This is a genomic window from Actinoallomurus sp. CA-150999, from assembly GCF_050942425.1.
Lineage (GTDB): Bacteria > Actinomycetota > Actinomycetes > Streptosporangiales > Streptosporangiaceae > Actinoallomurus.
This window is the reverse complement of sequence record NZ_CP192063.1, coordinates 2,075,470-2,088,908: the sequence shown is the minus strand read 5'-3', so window position 1 is coordinate 2,088,908 and position 13,439 is coordinate 2,075,470. Positions and strand designations below refer to the sequence as shown.

The 13,439-nt window shown below is 71.8% G+C and carries 14 protein-coding genes; 11 read left to right on the top strand and 3 right to left on the bottom strand.

The window, feature by feature from the left end:
• Positions 1-195 precede the first annotated feature (195 nt).
• The 10 genes from ACQP2O_RS09930 (at position 196) to ACQP2O_RS09885 (ending at position 8,266) form a co-directional block, all read left to right on the top strand.
• Entirely contained in the window at positions 196-1,194 is a 999-nt protein-coding gene (locus tag ACQP2O_RS09930; protein ID WP_433182010.1) for a LacI family DNA-binding transcriptional regulator, read from the top strand.
• A complete protein-coding gene (locus tag ACQP2O_RS09925; protein ID WP_433182009.1) occupies positions 1,194-2,690 on the top strand; it encodes a sugar ABC transporter ATP-binding protein in 1,497 nt (498 codons plus the stop codon). The genes ACQP2O_RS09930 and ACQP2O_RS09925 overlap by 1 nt, the downstream gene beginning before the upstream one ends.
• A complete protein-coding gene (locus tag ACQP2O_RS09920; protein ID WP_360892702.1) occupies positions 2,687-3,646 on the top strand; it encodes an ABC transporter permease in 960 nt (319 codons plus the stop codon). The genes ACQP2O_RS09925 and ACQP2O_RS09920 overlap by 4 nt, the downstream gene beginning before the upstream one ends.
• A gap of 21 nt (positions 3,647-3,667) precedes the next feature.
• Entirely contained in the window at positions 3,668-4,618 is a 951-nt protein-coding gene (locus tag ACQP2O_RS09915; RefSeq protein WP_433182008.1) for a substrate-binding domain-containing protein, read from the top strand.
• Entirely contained in the window at positions 4,618-5,502 is an 885-nt protein-coding gene (locus tag ACQP2O_RS09910) for a ribokinase (RefSeq protein WP_433182006.1), read from the top strand. The genes ACQP2O_RS09915 and ACQP2O_RS09910 overlap by 1 nt, the downstream gene beginning before the upstream one ends.
• Positions 5,499-5,888 (top strand): D-ribose pyranase, encoded by a 390-nt coding sequence (gene rbsD / locus ACQP2O_RS09905; RefSeq protein WP_433182004.1) that lies wholly within the window; start codon positions 5,499-5,501, stop codon positions 5,886-5,888. Before ACQP2O_RS09910 ends, rbsD begins: the two co-directional genes overlap by 4 nt.
• 116 nt (positions 5,889-6,004) lie before the next feature.
• A complete protein-coding gene (locus ACQP2O_RS09900) occupies positions 6,005-6,433 on the top strand; it encodes a pyridoxamine 5'-phosphate oxidase family protein (protein WP_433182002.1) in 429 nt (142 codons plus the stop codon).
• Positions 6,434-6,444: 11 nt separating this feature from the next.
• Positions 6,445-6,636, top strand: a complete 192-nt coding sequence (locus tag ACQP2O_RS09895) for a ferredoxin (protein ID WP_433182000.1) — start codon at positions 6,445-6,447, stop codon at positions 6,634-6,636.
• Positions 6,637-6,731: 95 nt separating this feature from the next.
• Positions 6,732-7,814 carry a Zn-dependent alcohol dehydrogenase gene (locus tag ACQP2O_RS09890; protein WP_433181998.1) on the top strand — a complete coding sequence of 361 codons (1,083 nt, stop codon included), beginning with the start codon at positions 6,732-6,734 and terminating at the stop codon, positions 7,812-7,814.
• Between the two features lie 275 nt (positions 7,815-8,089).
• The gene (locus tag ACQP2O_RS09885; protein ID WP_433181997.1) at positions 8,090-8,266 is read left to right on the top strand and encodes a hypothetical protein; all 177 of its coding nucleotides are present in this window, start codon (positions 8,090-8,092) and stop codon (positions 8,264-8,266) included.
• 89 nt (positions 8,267-8,355) lie between these two features.
• Here ACQP2O_RS09885 and ACQP2O_RS09880 read toward each other — a convergent pair whose 3' ends face one another.
• The gene (locus tag ACQP2O_RS09880; protein WP_433181995.1) at positions 8,356-11,139 is read right to left on the bottom strand and encodes a hypothetical protein; all 2,784 of its coding nucleotides are present in this window, start codon (positions 11,137-11,139) and stop codon (positions 8,356-8,358) included.
• A 222-nt stretch (positions 11,140-11,361) separates the two neighbouring features.
• Here ACQP2O_RS09880 and ACQP2O_RS09875 point away from each other — a divergent pair, with 222 nt between their 5' ends.
• Positions 11,362-11,748 (top strand): SCO5389 family protein, encoded by a 387-nt coding sequence (locus ACQP2O_RS09875; RefSeq protein WP_433181994.1) that lies wholly within the window; start codon positions 11,362-11,364, stop codon positions 11,746-11,748.
• A 65-nt stretch (positions 11,749-11,813) separates the two neighbouring features.
• On the opposite strand, the gene ACQP2O_RS09870 is transcribed toward ACQP2O_RS09875, so the two are convergent.
• Both ACQP2O_RS09870 and ACQP2O_RS09865 read right to left on the bottom strand, forming a co-directional pair.
• Complete coding sequence (locus ACQP2O_RS09870) at positions 11,814-12,554, bottom strand: L,D-transpeptidase family protein (RefSeq protein ID WP_433181992.1); 741 nt, start codon at positions 12,552-12,554, stop codon at positions 11,814-11,816.
• A gap of 177 nt (positions 12,555-12,731) precedes the next feature.
• Positions 12,732-13,319, bottom strand: a complete 588-nt coding sequence (locus ACQP2O_RS09865) for a DUF1707 SHOCT-like domain-containing protein (protein WP_433181991.1) — start codon at positions 13,317-13,319, stop codon at positions 12,732-12,734.
• Positions 13,320-13,439 lie beyond the last annotated feature (120 nt).

Genomic DNA, 13,439 nt, shown 5'->3' with positions numbered 1-13,439 from the left:
GTCACGGGCGGCCGCTCGCCCGCCGTCGGCATCGGCACGTGGTTCGTCGCCTGGCTCGTCATCTCGGGCACCCTATCCACCGTGACGGATGGCTCCCCATCCGCCCCCAAATGTGCGTCAGGTCACATATCGATCATGTAATCGTTTCCATATAGTCCCGTGTAATCGTTTCCACAGCGCCGATCAGGAGGACCGATGGCCGGCATCAAGGACGTTGCCGCACGCGCCGGCGTCTCCGTCGCCACGGTGTCGCGCGTGCTCAACGACAGTCCGCGGGTCAGCGAGGAGACCCGGGAGAAGGTCGTGGCGGCCATGCGGGCGCTGCGCTACACACCGAACGGCGTCGCCCGCTCGCTGCGCACCGAGGCCACCCGGACGCTCGGGCTGATCATCGGCGACATCCTCAACCCGTTCTTCGCCGCGATGGCCCGGGCGGTCGAGGACGAGGCGCGGGCGGCCGGGTACACGGTCGTCATCGGCAACGCCGACGAGCGCCCCGAGCAACAGGACCACTACGTGCGCACGCTCCTCGAGCAGCGGGTCGACGGCCTGCTGATCTGCCCGACCGCGGAGACGACCCCGCTCGTCGACGACTGCGTCCGCGCCGGCAGTCCCCTCGTCTTCCTCGACCGCACGCTCCCCGGCCTCGACGTGCCGGCCGTGCGCGCCGACGGCACCGCCGCCATCCACGACCTGGTCCGGCACATCCACCGGCTCGGCCACCGCCGGGTCGCGTTCATCTCCGGGCCGGAGCTGCTGTCCACCGGCCGGGAGCGGACGCGGGCGTTCCTGGACGCGATGCGAGAATGCGACCTGGACCTCCGCGACGAGTACCTCGAAGCGGGTGACTTCCAGGCGGCCAGCGGACGGGCCATCGCGGCCCGCTTCCTCGACCTGCCCGAACCCCCCGAAGTGATCTTCGCGGGAGACAACCTCATGGCGCTCGGCGCCCTGGACGAGATCCGGGCGCGTGGGCTGCGGATCCCGGGTGACGTCGCGCTGGCCTCGTTCGACGACGTGGCCTGGTTCGTGCACCTGGACCCGCCGATCACCGCGATCACCCAGCCCGCCGAAGAGCTCGGACGGCGCGCCGTCCGCGTGCTCCTCGAGCGCGTCGAGCGCCGTCCCGTCGAGTCGGTGGTCCTGCCGGCCCGGCTCGTGATCCGCCGCTCCTGCGGAGAAACGGAGACCTGATGACAGAGGAGATCCTGCGGGTGCGCGGGCTGCGCAAGCGGTTCCCCGGGGTCGTGGCGCTCGACGGCGTCGACTTCGACCTGCGCCCGGGCGAGGTGCACGTCCTCCTCGGCGAGAACGGCGCGGGCAAGAGCACGCTGATCAAGATGCTGTCCGGCGCGTACCACCCGGACGAGGGCACGATCTTCGTGGACGGCCGGGAGACCACGATCCGCACCGCCGAGGACGCCCAGCAGCTTGGCATCGCCACCATCTACCAGGAGTTCAACCTGGTGCCCCAGCTGACCGTGGCGGAGAACCTCATGCTCGGCCGGCCGCCCCGGCGCTTCGGATTCGTCGACAAGAAGGCGATGTACGCCCACGCCCAGGAGCTGCTCGACCGGGTCGGCGTGGACGCGGACCCGCGCGCGCCGCTGGAGAGCCTCGGCATCGCGCGGATGCAGATGGTGGAGATCGCCAAGGCGCTCGGCCTCGACGCCCGGGTGCTGATCATGGACGAGCCGACCGCCGTGCTCACGACCACCGAGGTGGAACGGCTGTTCACGATCGTCCGGCAGCTCAAGGAGCAGGGCGTGGCGATCATCTTCATCACCCACCACCTGGAGGAGATCGCCCAGATCGGCGACCGGGTCACGGTGCTGCGGGACGGCGCGTCGGTCGCCGAGGTGCCCGCCGACACTCCCGAGGACGACCTCGTGCGCCGGATGGTCGGCCGCTCCATCGACCAGCAGTACCCACGGGAACGTTCCACACGGGGCGCTCCGCTGCTGGAGGTCCGCGGCCTCACCCGTACGGGCGTCTTCGAGGACGTGTCCTTCGAGGTGCGCGCCGGCGAGGTCGTCGGCCTGGCCGGGCTGGTCGGCGCCGGTCGTACCGAGGTGGTGCGGGCGATCTTCGGGGCGGACCACTACGACTCCGGCGAGGTCCTCGTCGACGGGCGGCGGCTCCGCCGCGGCGACGTCACCGCCGCCATGGAGGCGGGGCTCGGCCTGGTGCCGGAGGACCGCAAGGGCCAGGGCCTCGTCCTCGGCGCGGACATCCGGGAGAACCTCGGCCTGGTGACGATGCGCCACGCGACGCACGCGGGGTTCGTCGACCGGGCGGGGCAGACCAAGGCCGCCGCCAAGGTCGCCGAGCAGCTCGGCGTGCGGATGAGCGGCCTCACCCAGGAGGTCCGCACGCTGTCCGGCGGCAACCAGCAGAAGATCGTCATCGGCAAGTGGCTGCTGGCCGAGGCGAGGGTCCTCATCCTCGACGAACCGACGCGCGGCATCGACGTCGGCGCGAAGGTCGAGATCTACCAGCTCATCAACTCGCTCACCGCCGCCGGGCACGCGGTGCTCATGATCTCCAGCGACCTCCCCGAGGTGCTGGGCATGAGCGACCGGGTGCTCGTGATGGCGCGCGGCAGGCTCGCCGGCGAGCTCAGCGCCGCCGACGCGACCCAGGACTCGGTGATGGCACTCGCCGTCGGCGAATTGGAGGAATCGGCATGACAACGGGAGTCCTGCGCCTGCGCAAGGGCGGCTCCGTACTGAGCGAGAACGGCTCGCTCATCGGGCTCATCGTCCTGGTCGTCGCCCTGACGCTGCTGTCCGGCGACTTCCTCACGGTGACGAACCTGCTCAACGTCGGCGTCCAGGCGGCGGTCACCGCGATCCTCGCCTTCGGCCAGACCTTCGTCATCATCTCGGCCGGCATCGACCTGTCGGTCGGCGCGGTCGCGGCCCTCTCGGCGGTCGTCCTCGCCTGGACCGCCACCAGCAACGGGATGCCCTGGCCGCTCGCCACCGGCTTCGCGCTGCTCGTCGGCATCGCGTGCGGCCTCGTCAACGGCGCGCTGATCACGTACGGGAAGCTGCCGCCGTTCATCGCCACGCTCGCCATGCAGGGCGTCGCGCGCGGCCTCGGCCTCGTCATCTCCCAGGGCAGCCCCATCGCCCTGCCCGACTCGGTGTCGCACCTCGGCGACACGATCGGCAGCTACCTGCCCGTGCCGGTGATCGTGATGCTCGTGATGGGCGTCATCACCGCCGTCGTGCTGAACCGCACGTACGCCGGGCGCGCGATGTACGCGATCGGCGGCAACGAAGAGGCCGCCCGGCTGTCCGGGATCAAGGTCACCCGGCAGAAGCTCATCACGTACGCCCTGGCGGGCGGCTTCGCCGCCATCGCGGGCATCGTGCTCGCCAGCCGGCTCGCGTCGGCACAGCCGCAGGCCGCCCTCGGCTACGAGCTGGACGCGATCGCCGCGGTCGTCATCGGCGGCGCCAGCCTGTCCGGCGGCAAGGGCAAGGCCCTCGGCACCTTCGTCGGCGCTCTCATCCTCGCCGTCCTCCGCAACGGCCTGAACCTCCTGTCGGTCTCCGCCTTCTGGCAGCAGGTCGTGATCGGGGTCGTCATCGCCCTCGCGGTGCTCCTCGACACGCTGCGCCGCCGCCAGACCCGCTGAAGAATCAAGAAAGGCACCATCATGCAGTTCATCAAGCCGGCCGCGGTGGCGGCCGCCGGAGCGATCCTCGCCCTCGGCCTCACGGCCTGCAACAAGAGCTCTTCCTCCGCCGGCGGCGGTGGCGGCGACATCAAGCTCGGCCTGTCGGTCTCCACGCTGAACAACCCGTACTTCGTGCAGCTGCGCCAGGGCGCCGAGGCGGAGGCGAAGAAGGAGGGCGTCAAGATCACCGTGACGGACGCTCAGAACGACGCCTCGCAGCAGGTCAACCAGGTGCAGAACTTCGTCAGCCAGAACATGAAGGCGATCATCATCAACCCGGTCGACTCCTCGGCCGCCGCGCCGGCGGTCAAGGCCGCCGACCGCAGCAAGATCCCCGTGATCGCCGCCGACCGCGGTGTGACGGGCGCGGACGCCGCCCAGACCGTCGCGTCCGACAACGTCGCCGGCGGCAAGCTGGCGGCGCAGGAGCTCGGCAAGGCGCTCGGCGGCAAGGGCAAGGTCGCCGTCCTGCAGGGCACGGCGGGCACCTCGGCCGCCCGGGACCGGCAGCAGGGCTTCAGCGAGGGCATCAAGGCGTTCCCCGGCATCCAGGTCGTCGCGCAGCAGCCCGCCGACTTCGACCGGACCAAGGGCCTCGACGTCATGACCAACCTGATCCAGGCGCACTCCGACATCACCGGCGTGTTCGCGGCCAACGACGAGATGGCGCTGGGCGCGATCAAGGCGCTGGGCGGGAAGGCCGGCAAGCAGGTCAAGGTGGTCGGCTTCGACGGTACGCCGGACGGGATCAAGGCCGTCCAGGCGGGCACGCTCAGCGCCGACGTCGCCCAGCAGCCGGTGCTCCTGGGTCAGCTGGCCGTACAGTCCGCCGTAAAGGCCGCGAAGGGCGGCAAGATCGACGCTAACGTGGCCGTCCCCGTGAAGGTGGCCACGAAGGACAACGTCGCCCAGTTCACGAACGGAGCCTGATGCCGGACAAGACCTACGACGTGCTGGTCGTCGGCTCGGTCAACGCGGACCTCGTGGTCCGCGTCGACCGGCGCCCGGCGGCCGGGGAGACCGTCCTCGGCTCGGACCTGGCGACCTATCCGGGCGGCAAGGGGGCCAACCAGGCCGTCGCCGCCGCCCGGCTGGGCGGCCGGGTGGCCTTCCTCGGCCGCGCCGGCACCGACGGCCAGGGCGTCTTCCTGCGCGACGCACTGCGCGAGGACGGCGTCGACATCGCCCACCTGCTCACCACACCGGGCCCGAGCGGGGTCGCGCTGATCACCGTGGACCCCGACGGTGACAACAGCATCATCGTCTCCCCCGGCGCGAACGGCCGGATCACCGAGGATGACGTCACGGCGGCCAGGCCGCTGATCGCCGACGCCTCGGTGGTCTCGCTCCAGCTGGAGATCCCCCTCGAGGCCGTGCTGGCCGCCGCGCTCGCCGCCGACGACGCCGGCGCCCGCGTGGTGGTCAACCTGTCGCCGCCCACCGAGGTCCCGGACGAGCTCCTCGCGCTGTGCGACCCTCTCGTCGTCAACGAGCACGAGGCCGCCTTCCTCGGCGCGAGCGACCCGGCCGGGCTACTGGCGCGCGGCCCGCGCTCCGTCGTGATCACGAAGGGCGCGGACGGCGCGGTCGTCGCCGACGAGACCGGCGTGACCGAGGTCCCGAGCCCGCGCGTCGAAGCGGTGGACACGACGGGGGCCGGGGACGCGTTCACCGGGGCCCTGGCGTGGCGGCTGTCGCAGGGCGACGACCTCGCGGAGGCCGCGCGCTTCGCGGCCCGCGTCGGCGCGGCCGCCGTGCGCGTCGCGGGCGCGCAGAGCTCGTTCCCGCGCCTTGGGGACCTGGAGGACGTATGAAGCGCGCGGGAATCCTCAACGGCGCCCTCTCGGGCGCCCTGGCCCGGCTCGGGCACACCGACCAGGTGCTGATCTGCGACAGCGGCATGCCGATCCCGGCCGACGCCGAGGCCGTGGACCTCGCGTTCCTGCCGGGCATCCCCGGCTTCGCCGACGTGCTCGACGGGATCCTGGCGGAGCTGGTCGTCGAGGGCGCGATCGCGGCGGAGGAGGTCGTGGGCGGCAACACCGAGTGCCACGCCCTCCTCGACGACCGGCTCCCCGCCCTGACGTACGTGCCGCACGAGGAGCTGAAGCTGCTCGCGCACGCCGTCAAGCTCGTGGTCCGGACGGGCGAGGCGACCCCGTACGCGAACGTGATCCTCCGGTGCGGCGTGGCGTTCTGACCCGCCGCACCGGCCGACGGTGCGACCGCCCGCGAGCGCGGTCGCACCGCGCCCCTTGCCGCCACTGACTGAAACGTGTTCTACTTTCTGGCGTGAGTCAGCGCTCCCGTGTCGCGATGACGGACGACGAGGTCGCCACGCTCCTCAAGGAGCAGAAGAAACTGCAGCTGGCGACCATCAACCGCGACGGCACCCCCCACCTGGTCACCATGTTCTACGGACTGGTCGACGACAAGATCGCGTTCTGGACCTACCGGACCTCGCGGAAGGCGCACAACCTGCGCCGCGACCCTCGGGTGACCTGTCTCATCGAGGCGGGCGAGGAATACTTCGAGTTGCACGGGCTGATGCTGTACGGCACGGTCCGAACCCTTACCGAACCGAACGACGTTCGGTATGTTGGCACCGAAGTGGTCCGCAGGATGATGGATCTTGAGGACGACGACGCCATCGCCCCGTTCGTCGAGCAGACCGCGGCCAAGCGCCACGCCTACATCGTCGAGCCGACGAGCGTCGCGTCCTGGGACCATCGCAAGCTCACCTGAGCGAGGGAGCCATGGAAGTACGAGTCGATCCGCTGGTATGCGAGGCCAACGGCGTGTGCGTGGGGCTGGTGCCCGAGGTGTTCGACCTCGATGACGACGATGTCCTGCACATCGTCGAGCCGAACCCGCCCGCCGAGCTGCTCGACCGCGTCCGGCACGCCGTACGGTCCTGCCCCAAGGCCGCGCTGACCCTCGAGGAGTAGCCCCGGCGCCCTGCCCGGGGGCCACGTCGGCGCCCGGCCCGGGCGCCACATCGTCGGCCGGCGCTCCCGTCGGCCCTGCCATGGAGGTGTGCACGGTGCGAGCCGCGGTCCTACGCCAGGTCGGCGACGAGGCGCTCGATCTGCGCGACGACGCCACGACGACCGATCCCGGCCCCGACCAGGTCAAGGTCAAGGTCAAGGCGACCGGCGTCTGCCACTCCGACCTGTCGGTCCTGTCGGGCGTGCTGCCGATGCCGACCCCGTGCGTCCCCGGGCACGAGGGCGCCGGCGAGGTCGTCGAGGTCGGCGACCGGGTCACGAACGTCCAGCCCGGCGACCACGTCGTCATCAACTGGACGCCCGACTGCGGCACCTGCGCCGACTGCCTGCGCGGCGAGCCGTACCTCTGCATGACCTTCCTCGTCGAGGCGTTCGGCGACCCGCGGTTCCGGCTGGGCGACGAACCGGCCTTCGGCATGGTCGGCTGCGGCACCTGGGCGGACGAGCTCGTGGTCCCCCGGCAGGCCGTCATCAAGGTGGCCGACGACGTGCCGTTCGACTACGCCGCGCTGCTCGGCTGCGGCATCCCGACCGGCGTCGGCGCGGTGTTCAACACGGCGAAGGTGCGGCCCGGCGCGAAGGTCGCGGTCGTCGGCGCGGGCGGCGTCGGCTTGTCGGTGATCCAGGGCGCCCGGATCGCCGGTGCGGCGACCATCCTGGCGATCGACCCGAACGAGGCGAAGCACCCCATCGCAAAGCAGTTCGGGGCGACCCACACCGCGACGCTCGACGACCTGACGGAGACGAACGGCCTGCTGACGGGCGGCCAGGGCTTCGACTACGTCTTCGAGGTGGTCGGAAAGGCCGCGGCCATCCAGACGGCGTGGCAGATCACCCGGCGCGGCGGCGACGTCATCGTGGTCGGTGCGGGTGCGGGCGACGACAACTTCGAGATGAGCGCGTTCTCGCTGCTGTTCGAGGGCAAGACGCTCAAGCCCTCGCTGTACGGCGAGAGCGACCTCAAGCGCGACATTCCGCTCTTCGTCGACCTGTGGCGCGCCGGCAAACTCGACCTCGAGGGCCTGATCACGCGACGGATCCGGTTCGAGGACCTCAACGACGCCATCGCCACGCTGAAGCGCGGCGACGCGATCCGCCAGGTCGTGCTCTTCGACTAGGCCGCAGACGCGGAAAAGGGCGGCCGGCGGGCGCTGCCCGGCCGCCGGCCGCCCAGCCGCGACCCGTGCTCCCCGACCCAGTGACGGGAGCTCGGGTCACGCCGTGATGATGTCCCGGACCGGGACGCCGGTCACCCGACCTCGGTGACTCGTCCGTACATCGCGGCGCGCGGCGAATTCGCTACACCATTCCCGACGGCCCTCAAGTGGCGAAAGTTTTAATCCCCCCATATCGGGCATCTGGCGGGCGTTCAACCCCGAACCAGGAGGCTCACATGCGGATACGGGGCAGCTTCAGCTTCGTCGGGCTGATTTACATATTGATCGGCATCTTCGTCGCATGGAACCGCCACTACATCACGATCAGCCTGCTCAAGCACGTCCTGAGCGCGCTTCTCGCCATCTTCCTGTGGGTCCTCATTCTCCTCGGCGTCGATCTTCACGTGAACTGACGCCTTCCCCGCACCGTCATTGCGGCCGCCGTTCGACAAGTGCGGCCGCAATGACGTTTTCGCCCGACCGAATCCGGGCCGGAGCGGGCTCAGGGAATGGGCCGGCGCCACAAAGTCGGCACGTCCCCGGACGCGTCACCCGTGAATCCGACACCGACCAGCGTGCCGCCGGTGACGGTCAGCCCGGTGAGCCGCTGCGTCCCGAGCCCGTTCAGCCCCAGACCCGCCGGCCGCGACGACCGCCACGTACGGCCGTCCGCCGAGGTCCACAGCACCACGTCCGAACCGGCGGCGCCAGCGAGCACGAACCCGTGCGCCGTCGCCGTCGCCGCCGTCACCGCCGTGCCCTGTCCCGCCCCGGGCAGCGAGACCGGCTGCCAGGTCCGGCCCCCGTCCGCCGAGACGGTGGCGAAGGCGGCCGTGCCGGGGGCGTCCGCGGCCGGCGGGCCGGTCACGCCCGCGGCGCCGGTCACGCCGGTGGCGACCAGCACGCCGTTCCGCGCCACGACCGACGTGAGCGAACCGGCGGCGGCGCCCTGCGGCAGCGCCGGCGCGGCCGGGGACAGCGTCCACTTCTTGCCGTCCGGTGAGGTCCACACCGCCGGCTGCGCCGTCTTGTTCTTCGTCTGACCGCCGACCGCGACGAACCCGGTGGACCCCGCCGTCACGTCGCCCATCCACCTGGGCGCGTCACCGGTGCCGGCCAGGTCGCCCTTGCCCGCGCTGCCGGCCCCCGCCCAGTTCTTCAGGTCCGTGGAGAACCAGGCGCCCGCTCCGTCTCCGGACCGGCCCACGACGACGTACGCGCCGCCGTTCGCCGCGGCGGCCATCGGCGCGAGGCCGGCCGTGTCGAACGCCTTGCCGCCCTGGACGTTCTGCCAGGAGCCGCCGTCCGCCGACGTCAGGAGCAGCGGGCGGCCACCGGCACGCCCGACCGCGAGCCAGCCCGCGGTCCCGTGAACGGCGTCGAGGATCTGCCGGGGAGGCGCGCCGGCCGGGAGCGTGGCCCGGGTCCACGCCGCGCCGTCCGCCGACGTCCACAGCGCGGCGTCGCCGTTGGAACTGCCGACCGCGAGAACTCGGCCCGCGTCCGCGACGAGCCCGGAGAGCGTACGCTCCGGGTGCACGGCGCCCGGGACCGCGGTGAGGTTCACGTCGCCGACCCCCGCCACCGTGAGGTAGGCGTCGGCCGTGCCGATCCGGCCGGTGACCACCGGACCGGCGGTCGCCGGCGCCACGTCGGTGAGGGCGCGGCCCGGCGGGACGTCGCCGGCGCGCCGCCAGCTCTTGCCGTCGGCGCTGCTCAGCGCGGCGTTCCGGCCTCCGCCCACGGCGGCGAGCGCGGCCAGGCCGCCGTCCGCGCCGCGCAGTGCGACGAGGTGGGAGTAGCCGTCCGTGCCGAGCTGACCGACCGGCGCCCAGGTCTGCCCGTCGGCGGAGCCGAAGATCACCGCGTACGAGGTCGTCTTCTGATGCTTCTTCGGGCCCGTGGTCCGGGACGCCTCACGGGCGGCGAACAGTCCGGAGCGCGTCGCCGCCAGCGCAACGACGCTCCCCGACGACCCTTGGGCCTGCGGAATCGTCACCGGCGCCCAGCTGCGCCCGGAGTCCGGCGACCGCCAGAAGGTCTCCCGGTCCGTGGTCTGCTGAACCGTCTTCTTTTTCTTCTTGACCTTCTTCGTGACCGTCACGGTGGTCCGCAGCGTGCCTTCGGCGACGACCGTGTCGCCGTACGCCGCGACGCCGGAGATCCGCAGCGGCGTGCCCGCCGATGAGGGGCTGAGCTGCTCGGGGCCGAGGCGCGACCACGTGCGGCCGTCGCGGGAGACCCAGATGATCGCCTGCGTGCCGTCCTTCACCGCCGCCGTGCCGGCCGCGACGAATCCCGACCGCGTGCGGACCAGGCGATCGACCTTGTCACCGGGGCCGAACGCGCCGGCGACCGCGGTGCGCGTCCACGACCGGGCGTCACGGCTCGTCCACGACACGACGCCCGACGACGTCACGCCGAGCGCCGCCCACGCCCCGCCCCCGCCGGCGACGAACTGCGGGTACTCCCCCGCCGGCGGATCGCCGCCGTCGTCGGCGCGCACGCGCGCGGCCCGCCAGGTGCGGCCGCCGTCGGACGAGGTCAGGAACTGCGCCCGGGAGTACACGCCGCCCTGCTCGGAGCCGATCGCCACGACGGTGTCACCGGCCGCCGCCACACCGGCGAGCGCGTGCGCCCGGCCGCTGGTCTTGGCCGCCGGATCCAGGGTGAACACGCGGTCCGCGGCCACCGCCGCGGGGATCGCCGGCTTCTTCGGCTTGTCGCCGCCGCCCGTTCCGAACAGGGCGAACGCCCCGCCGCCGAGGACGACGACCGCGGCGGCGGCGATCGCCACGGGCCGGACCGGCACGGCGGGGAGGCGGCGCGCCCGCTGCGGGGGCGTCCACGGCTCCGCGTCCGCCGCCGGAGACTCCGCGGGCGGTGTGGCCGGTGGGGCGGGCGGCGCGGGCGGGGCGGCCGGGGGCGCGGGCGAGGCGGGCGGCGCGGCCGGCGCGCCGCTCGGATAGGCCGCGGCGCTCGCCGCGACAGGGACGCTGGTGGGAGGGGACGGGCGGGGCTCCGGCTTGTCTCGGCTCCAGTCGATGCCGGCCCGGTGCCATACCGCGTTGGAACGCTGCCAGGGCGAGGAGGTCGGCACGCCGGGTACGCGGCGGCCGTCCGGCGCGGACTCCTCCGCCGCCTCCGCGAGCCGCTCGCTGATCCGGCGGCGCTCGTCGCGGCCGGAGCGCCGGGGGGCGCCCGGCCGGGGATTCTTGGGGTCCGGACGGACGGCACTGCCGCCGAAAGGCTCCCCGGGGGGCGCTCCGCTTCCGGGAGTGGTCACGCTCACCTCTTGTCAAAAGACCGTTCGTGCAGGACCTATCAAACCGCTATTCGGGCCGTAACGGGGCGCGGGAGCGGAGCATCCCGGATGGAATCTCACCGCGGAAACGGCCTGTGACCGGCCCATTCCCATCCGTCGATAGCGGTGCGGAGACGGTCCTCACCATTGGGCCAATAGACGCCTCCGGCACGGCCTGCCTACCGTCCCGTCGGAGGTGGTGACATGTCCCTGACCGTATCCCCCGAGCTGATCGAGCGCGCCCACCGGGACGACGTCGACGACGCGGCCTTCGTCGACTGCGTCCGCACGTCCCTGCCGTACGCCTGGCAGGTCGTCGCCGGGCTGATCGATGAGCTCCGGACGGACGGCGCCGACTTCGCGGCCAATGAGGTACCGCCGCCCGACGAGACCGCCCGCGGTCAGCTGCTGCGCATGCTGGCCAGTGACGCGATGCGCGGAGCGCTGGAGCGGCACTTCGGGGTGCGCCTGGCGTTCCAGAACTGCCACCGCGTCGCGGTGTTCCGGCCGGGCGCCGACGAGGCCTACCGGGAGTTCGTCACGCCGCGCGCCCAGATCCTCAACCAGCGTCCCGAGCTCGTCGACTGCTGAGGAAAAAGCCCCGGGAACGGCGAACGGAGCCGTACGCATTCGCGTACGGCTCCGTTTCATCGAGGTCAGGACGGCGCGTGGCCCCGGAGGTAGACCCTGGTGCCGATCGGCAGCAGGTTGGCGACGATGTCCGCGGTGTGCATCGGCGTCCGCACGCAACCGTGCGAGGCCGGGTACAGCGGCACGTCCGGCTCACCGTGGATGGCGTAGCCGCCGTGGAAGTAATTGCCCTTGTACAGCTTGCCGAGCGGACCGGTCTCCCAGCCCTTGGCCTTCCGGTAGACGCTGTAGTTACCGGTCGGCGTCCGCCCGTTGACCTTCTGGCCCTTGTAGTAGTAGTACGCCCGGCCACTCGAGATGTGGCTGATGAGGGTCAGCCTGCCGCCCTTGTAGATGAAGAGCAGCTGGTGCGTGAGGTCGACCTCGGCGCGGTTGCTCGCGCCCCCCTTGACGATGGATTTCGGAGTCCGCGGCTTGGCCAGCGCGGCCCAGGTCTTCGTGCCGACCGGCGCGGCCTGCGTCGGGTGCATTCCCTGGACCTTCTGGAACGCCCAGACCGCGAAGCGGGTCTGACTGCCGTACTGGCCGTCGACCGTTCCCGGGTCGTAGTGGAGGGCGGCCAGTCGCTGCTGCAGACGCGTGACCGCAGGGCCCTTGTCGCCGAAGTGAAGCGTCGGGTTGGCCTGCGCCGAGACGGGGGATGTGGCGGCGACGGCGTACGCCGTCGCGGGGGTGGCCACAGCCGGGACGAGGGCCATTGCCGACAACGTCCCTATGGCGGCGGCCTTCCCCAGGCTTTTTCGCATACAGGTCTCCCAAACATTGACAGATGGCACAGCCAACCTGTTTTACCTCATGCGGGCAATCTTTACGATGCCTTTCCGGTCGCAGAGGTTCGTTCGGGTTGTGTGGGAGTTGTCACTTCCTCCGGAACGCGGAGATCAGCGCCTGGGAGCGCAGGTCAGTGCTAGGGAGGGAAGACCTCAGCGTTTGGGCATGGTGCGGGTCTCGACCAGGCCTTTATAGGCGAACGCCCGAATGTGCACGATCGGGGCGTCGGCCGCCAGGTCACCCACCCAGTCCTCGTCGCGGGTGACGCCGAAACCGTTCACCTCGACGCGGATGCCGGGCGGCACGATGACCTGGATGTCCGACTTGTAGGCGACGGCGAGGATGGTGGTGACCGGCTCGGTCAGCTCCGCCGCCCGCAGGTCGAGCACCCCGCTGCCCTTGTAGACGAGGGCCCGGAACTTCCCGGGCACCCGCCAGCGCCCGGCGTGACGCACGCCGTTCTTGTAGGCGACCGCGTAGCGGCCGGGCTTGGGACCGGCCACCGGAGCCGAGGACCGCGGCACCACGGGAGCGGTCGCCGCCGGCAGGTCGGTGAGCAGCGTGGCGAGGTCGGCGTGGGTCCGGGCGGCCAGGGCCCCGCGCATGCGCTCGTCGAACTCCCCGTCGGTGAGGCGTCCCTCGGCGAAGGCCACCTGCAGCCGCTGGACCGTCTCGTCGCGCTCCTGGTCGGAGGCGCGCATGCTCGGCCGGTCCGGCGTCGCCCCGTCGTACGGCTCCATCGATACCCCCTTCAAGTCGAGATGTATCGTAACTTATCTTCTCTCTAACTCCGAGGGGGTACGGAGTACGACCTTCAGACGCACGTCTCGCGAACGACCTCCGGCGCACGCCCGGCGGAC

Bases quoted from the DNA above. Each gene is read 5' to 3' on its own strand.
- ACQP2O_RS09930 (WP_433182010.1), top strand. From the start codon at position 196: ATGGCCGGCATCAAGGACGTTGCCGCACGCGCCGGCGTCTCCGTCGCC.
- ACQP2O_RS09920 (WP_360892702.1), top strand. From the start codon at position 2,687: ATGACAACGGGAGTCCTGCGCCTGCGCAAGGGCGGCTCCGTACTGAGC.
- ACQP2O_RS09885 (WP_433181997.1), top strand. From the start codon at position 8,090: ATGCGGATACGGGGCAGCTTCAGCTTCGTCGGGCTGATTTACATATTG.
- rbsD (WP_433182004.1), top strand. From the start codon at position 5,499: ATGAAGCGCGCGGGAATCCTCAACGGCGCCCTCTCGGGCGCCCTGGCC.
- ACQP2O_RS09875 (WP_433181994.1), top strand. From the start codon at position 11,362: ATGTCCCTGACCGTATCCCCCGAGCTGATCGAGCGCGCCCACCGGGAC.
- ACQP2O_RS09915 (WP_433182008.1), top strand. From the start codon at position 3,668: ATGCAGTTCATCAAGCCGGCCGCGGTGGCGGCCGCCGGAGCGATCCTC.
- ACQP2O_RS09910 (WP_433182006.1), top strand. From the start codon at position 4,618: ATGCCGGACAAGACCTACGACGTGCTGGTCGTCGGCTCGGTCAACGCG.
- ACQP2O_RS09900 (WP_433182002.1), top strand. From the start codon at position 6,005: ATGACGGACGACGAGGTCGCCACGCTCCTCAAGGAGCAGAAGAAACTG.
- ACQP2O_RS09865 (WP_433181991.1), bottom strand. From the start codon at position 13,319: ATGGAGCCGTACGACGGGGCGACGCCGGACCGGCCGAGCATGCGCGCC.
- ACQP2O_RS09895 (WP_433182000.1), top strand. From the start codon at position 6,445: ATGGAAGTACGAGTCGATCCGCTGGTATGCGAGGCCAACGGCGTGTGC.
- ACQP2O_RS09925 (WP_433182009.1), top strand. From the start codon at position 1,194: ATGACAGAGGAGATCCTGCGGGTGCGCGGGCTGCGCAAGCGGTTCCCC.
- ACQP2O_RS09870 (WP_433181992.1), bottom strand. From the start codon at position 12,554: ATGCGAAAAAGCCTGGGGAAGGCCGCCGCCATAGGGACGTTGTCGGCA.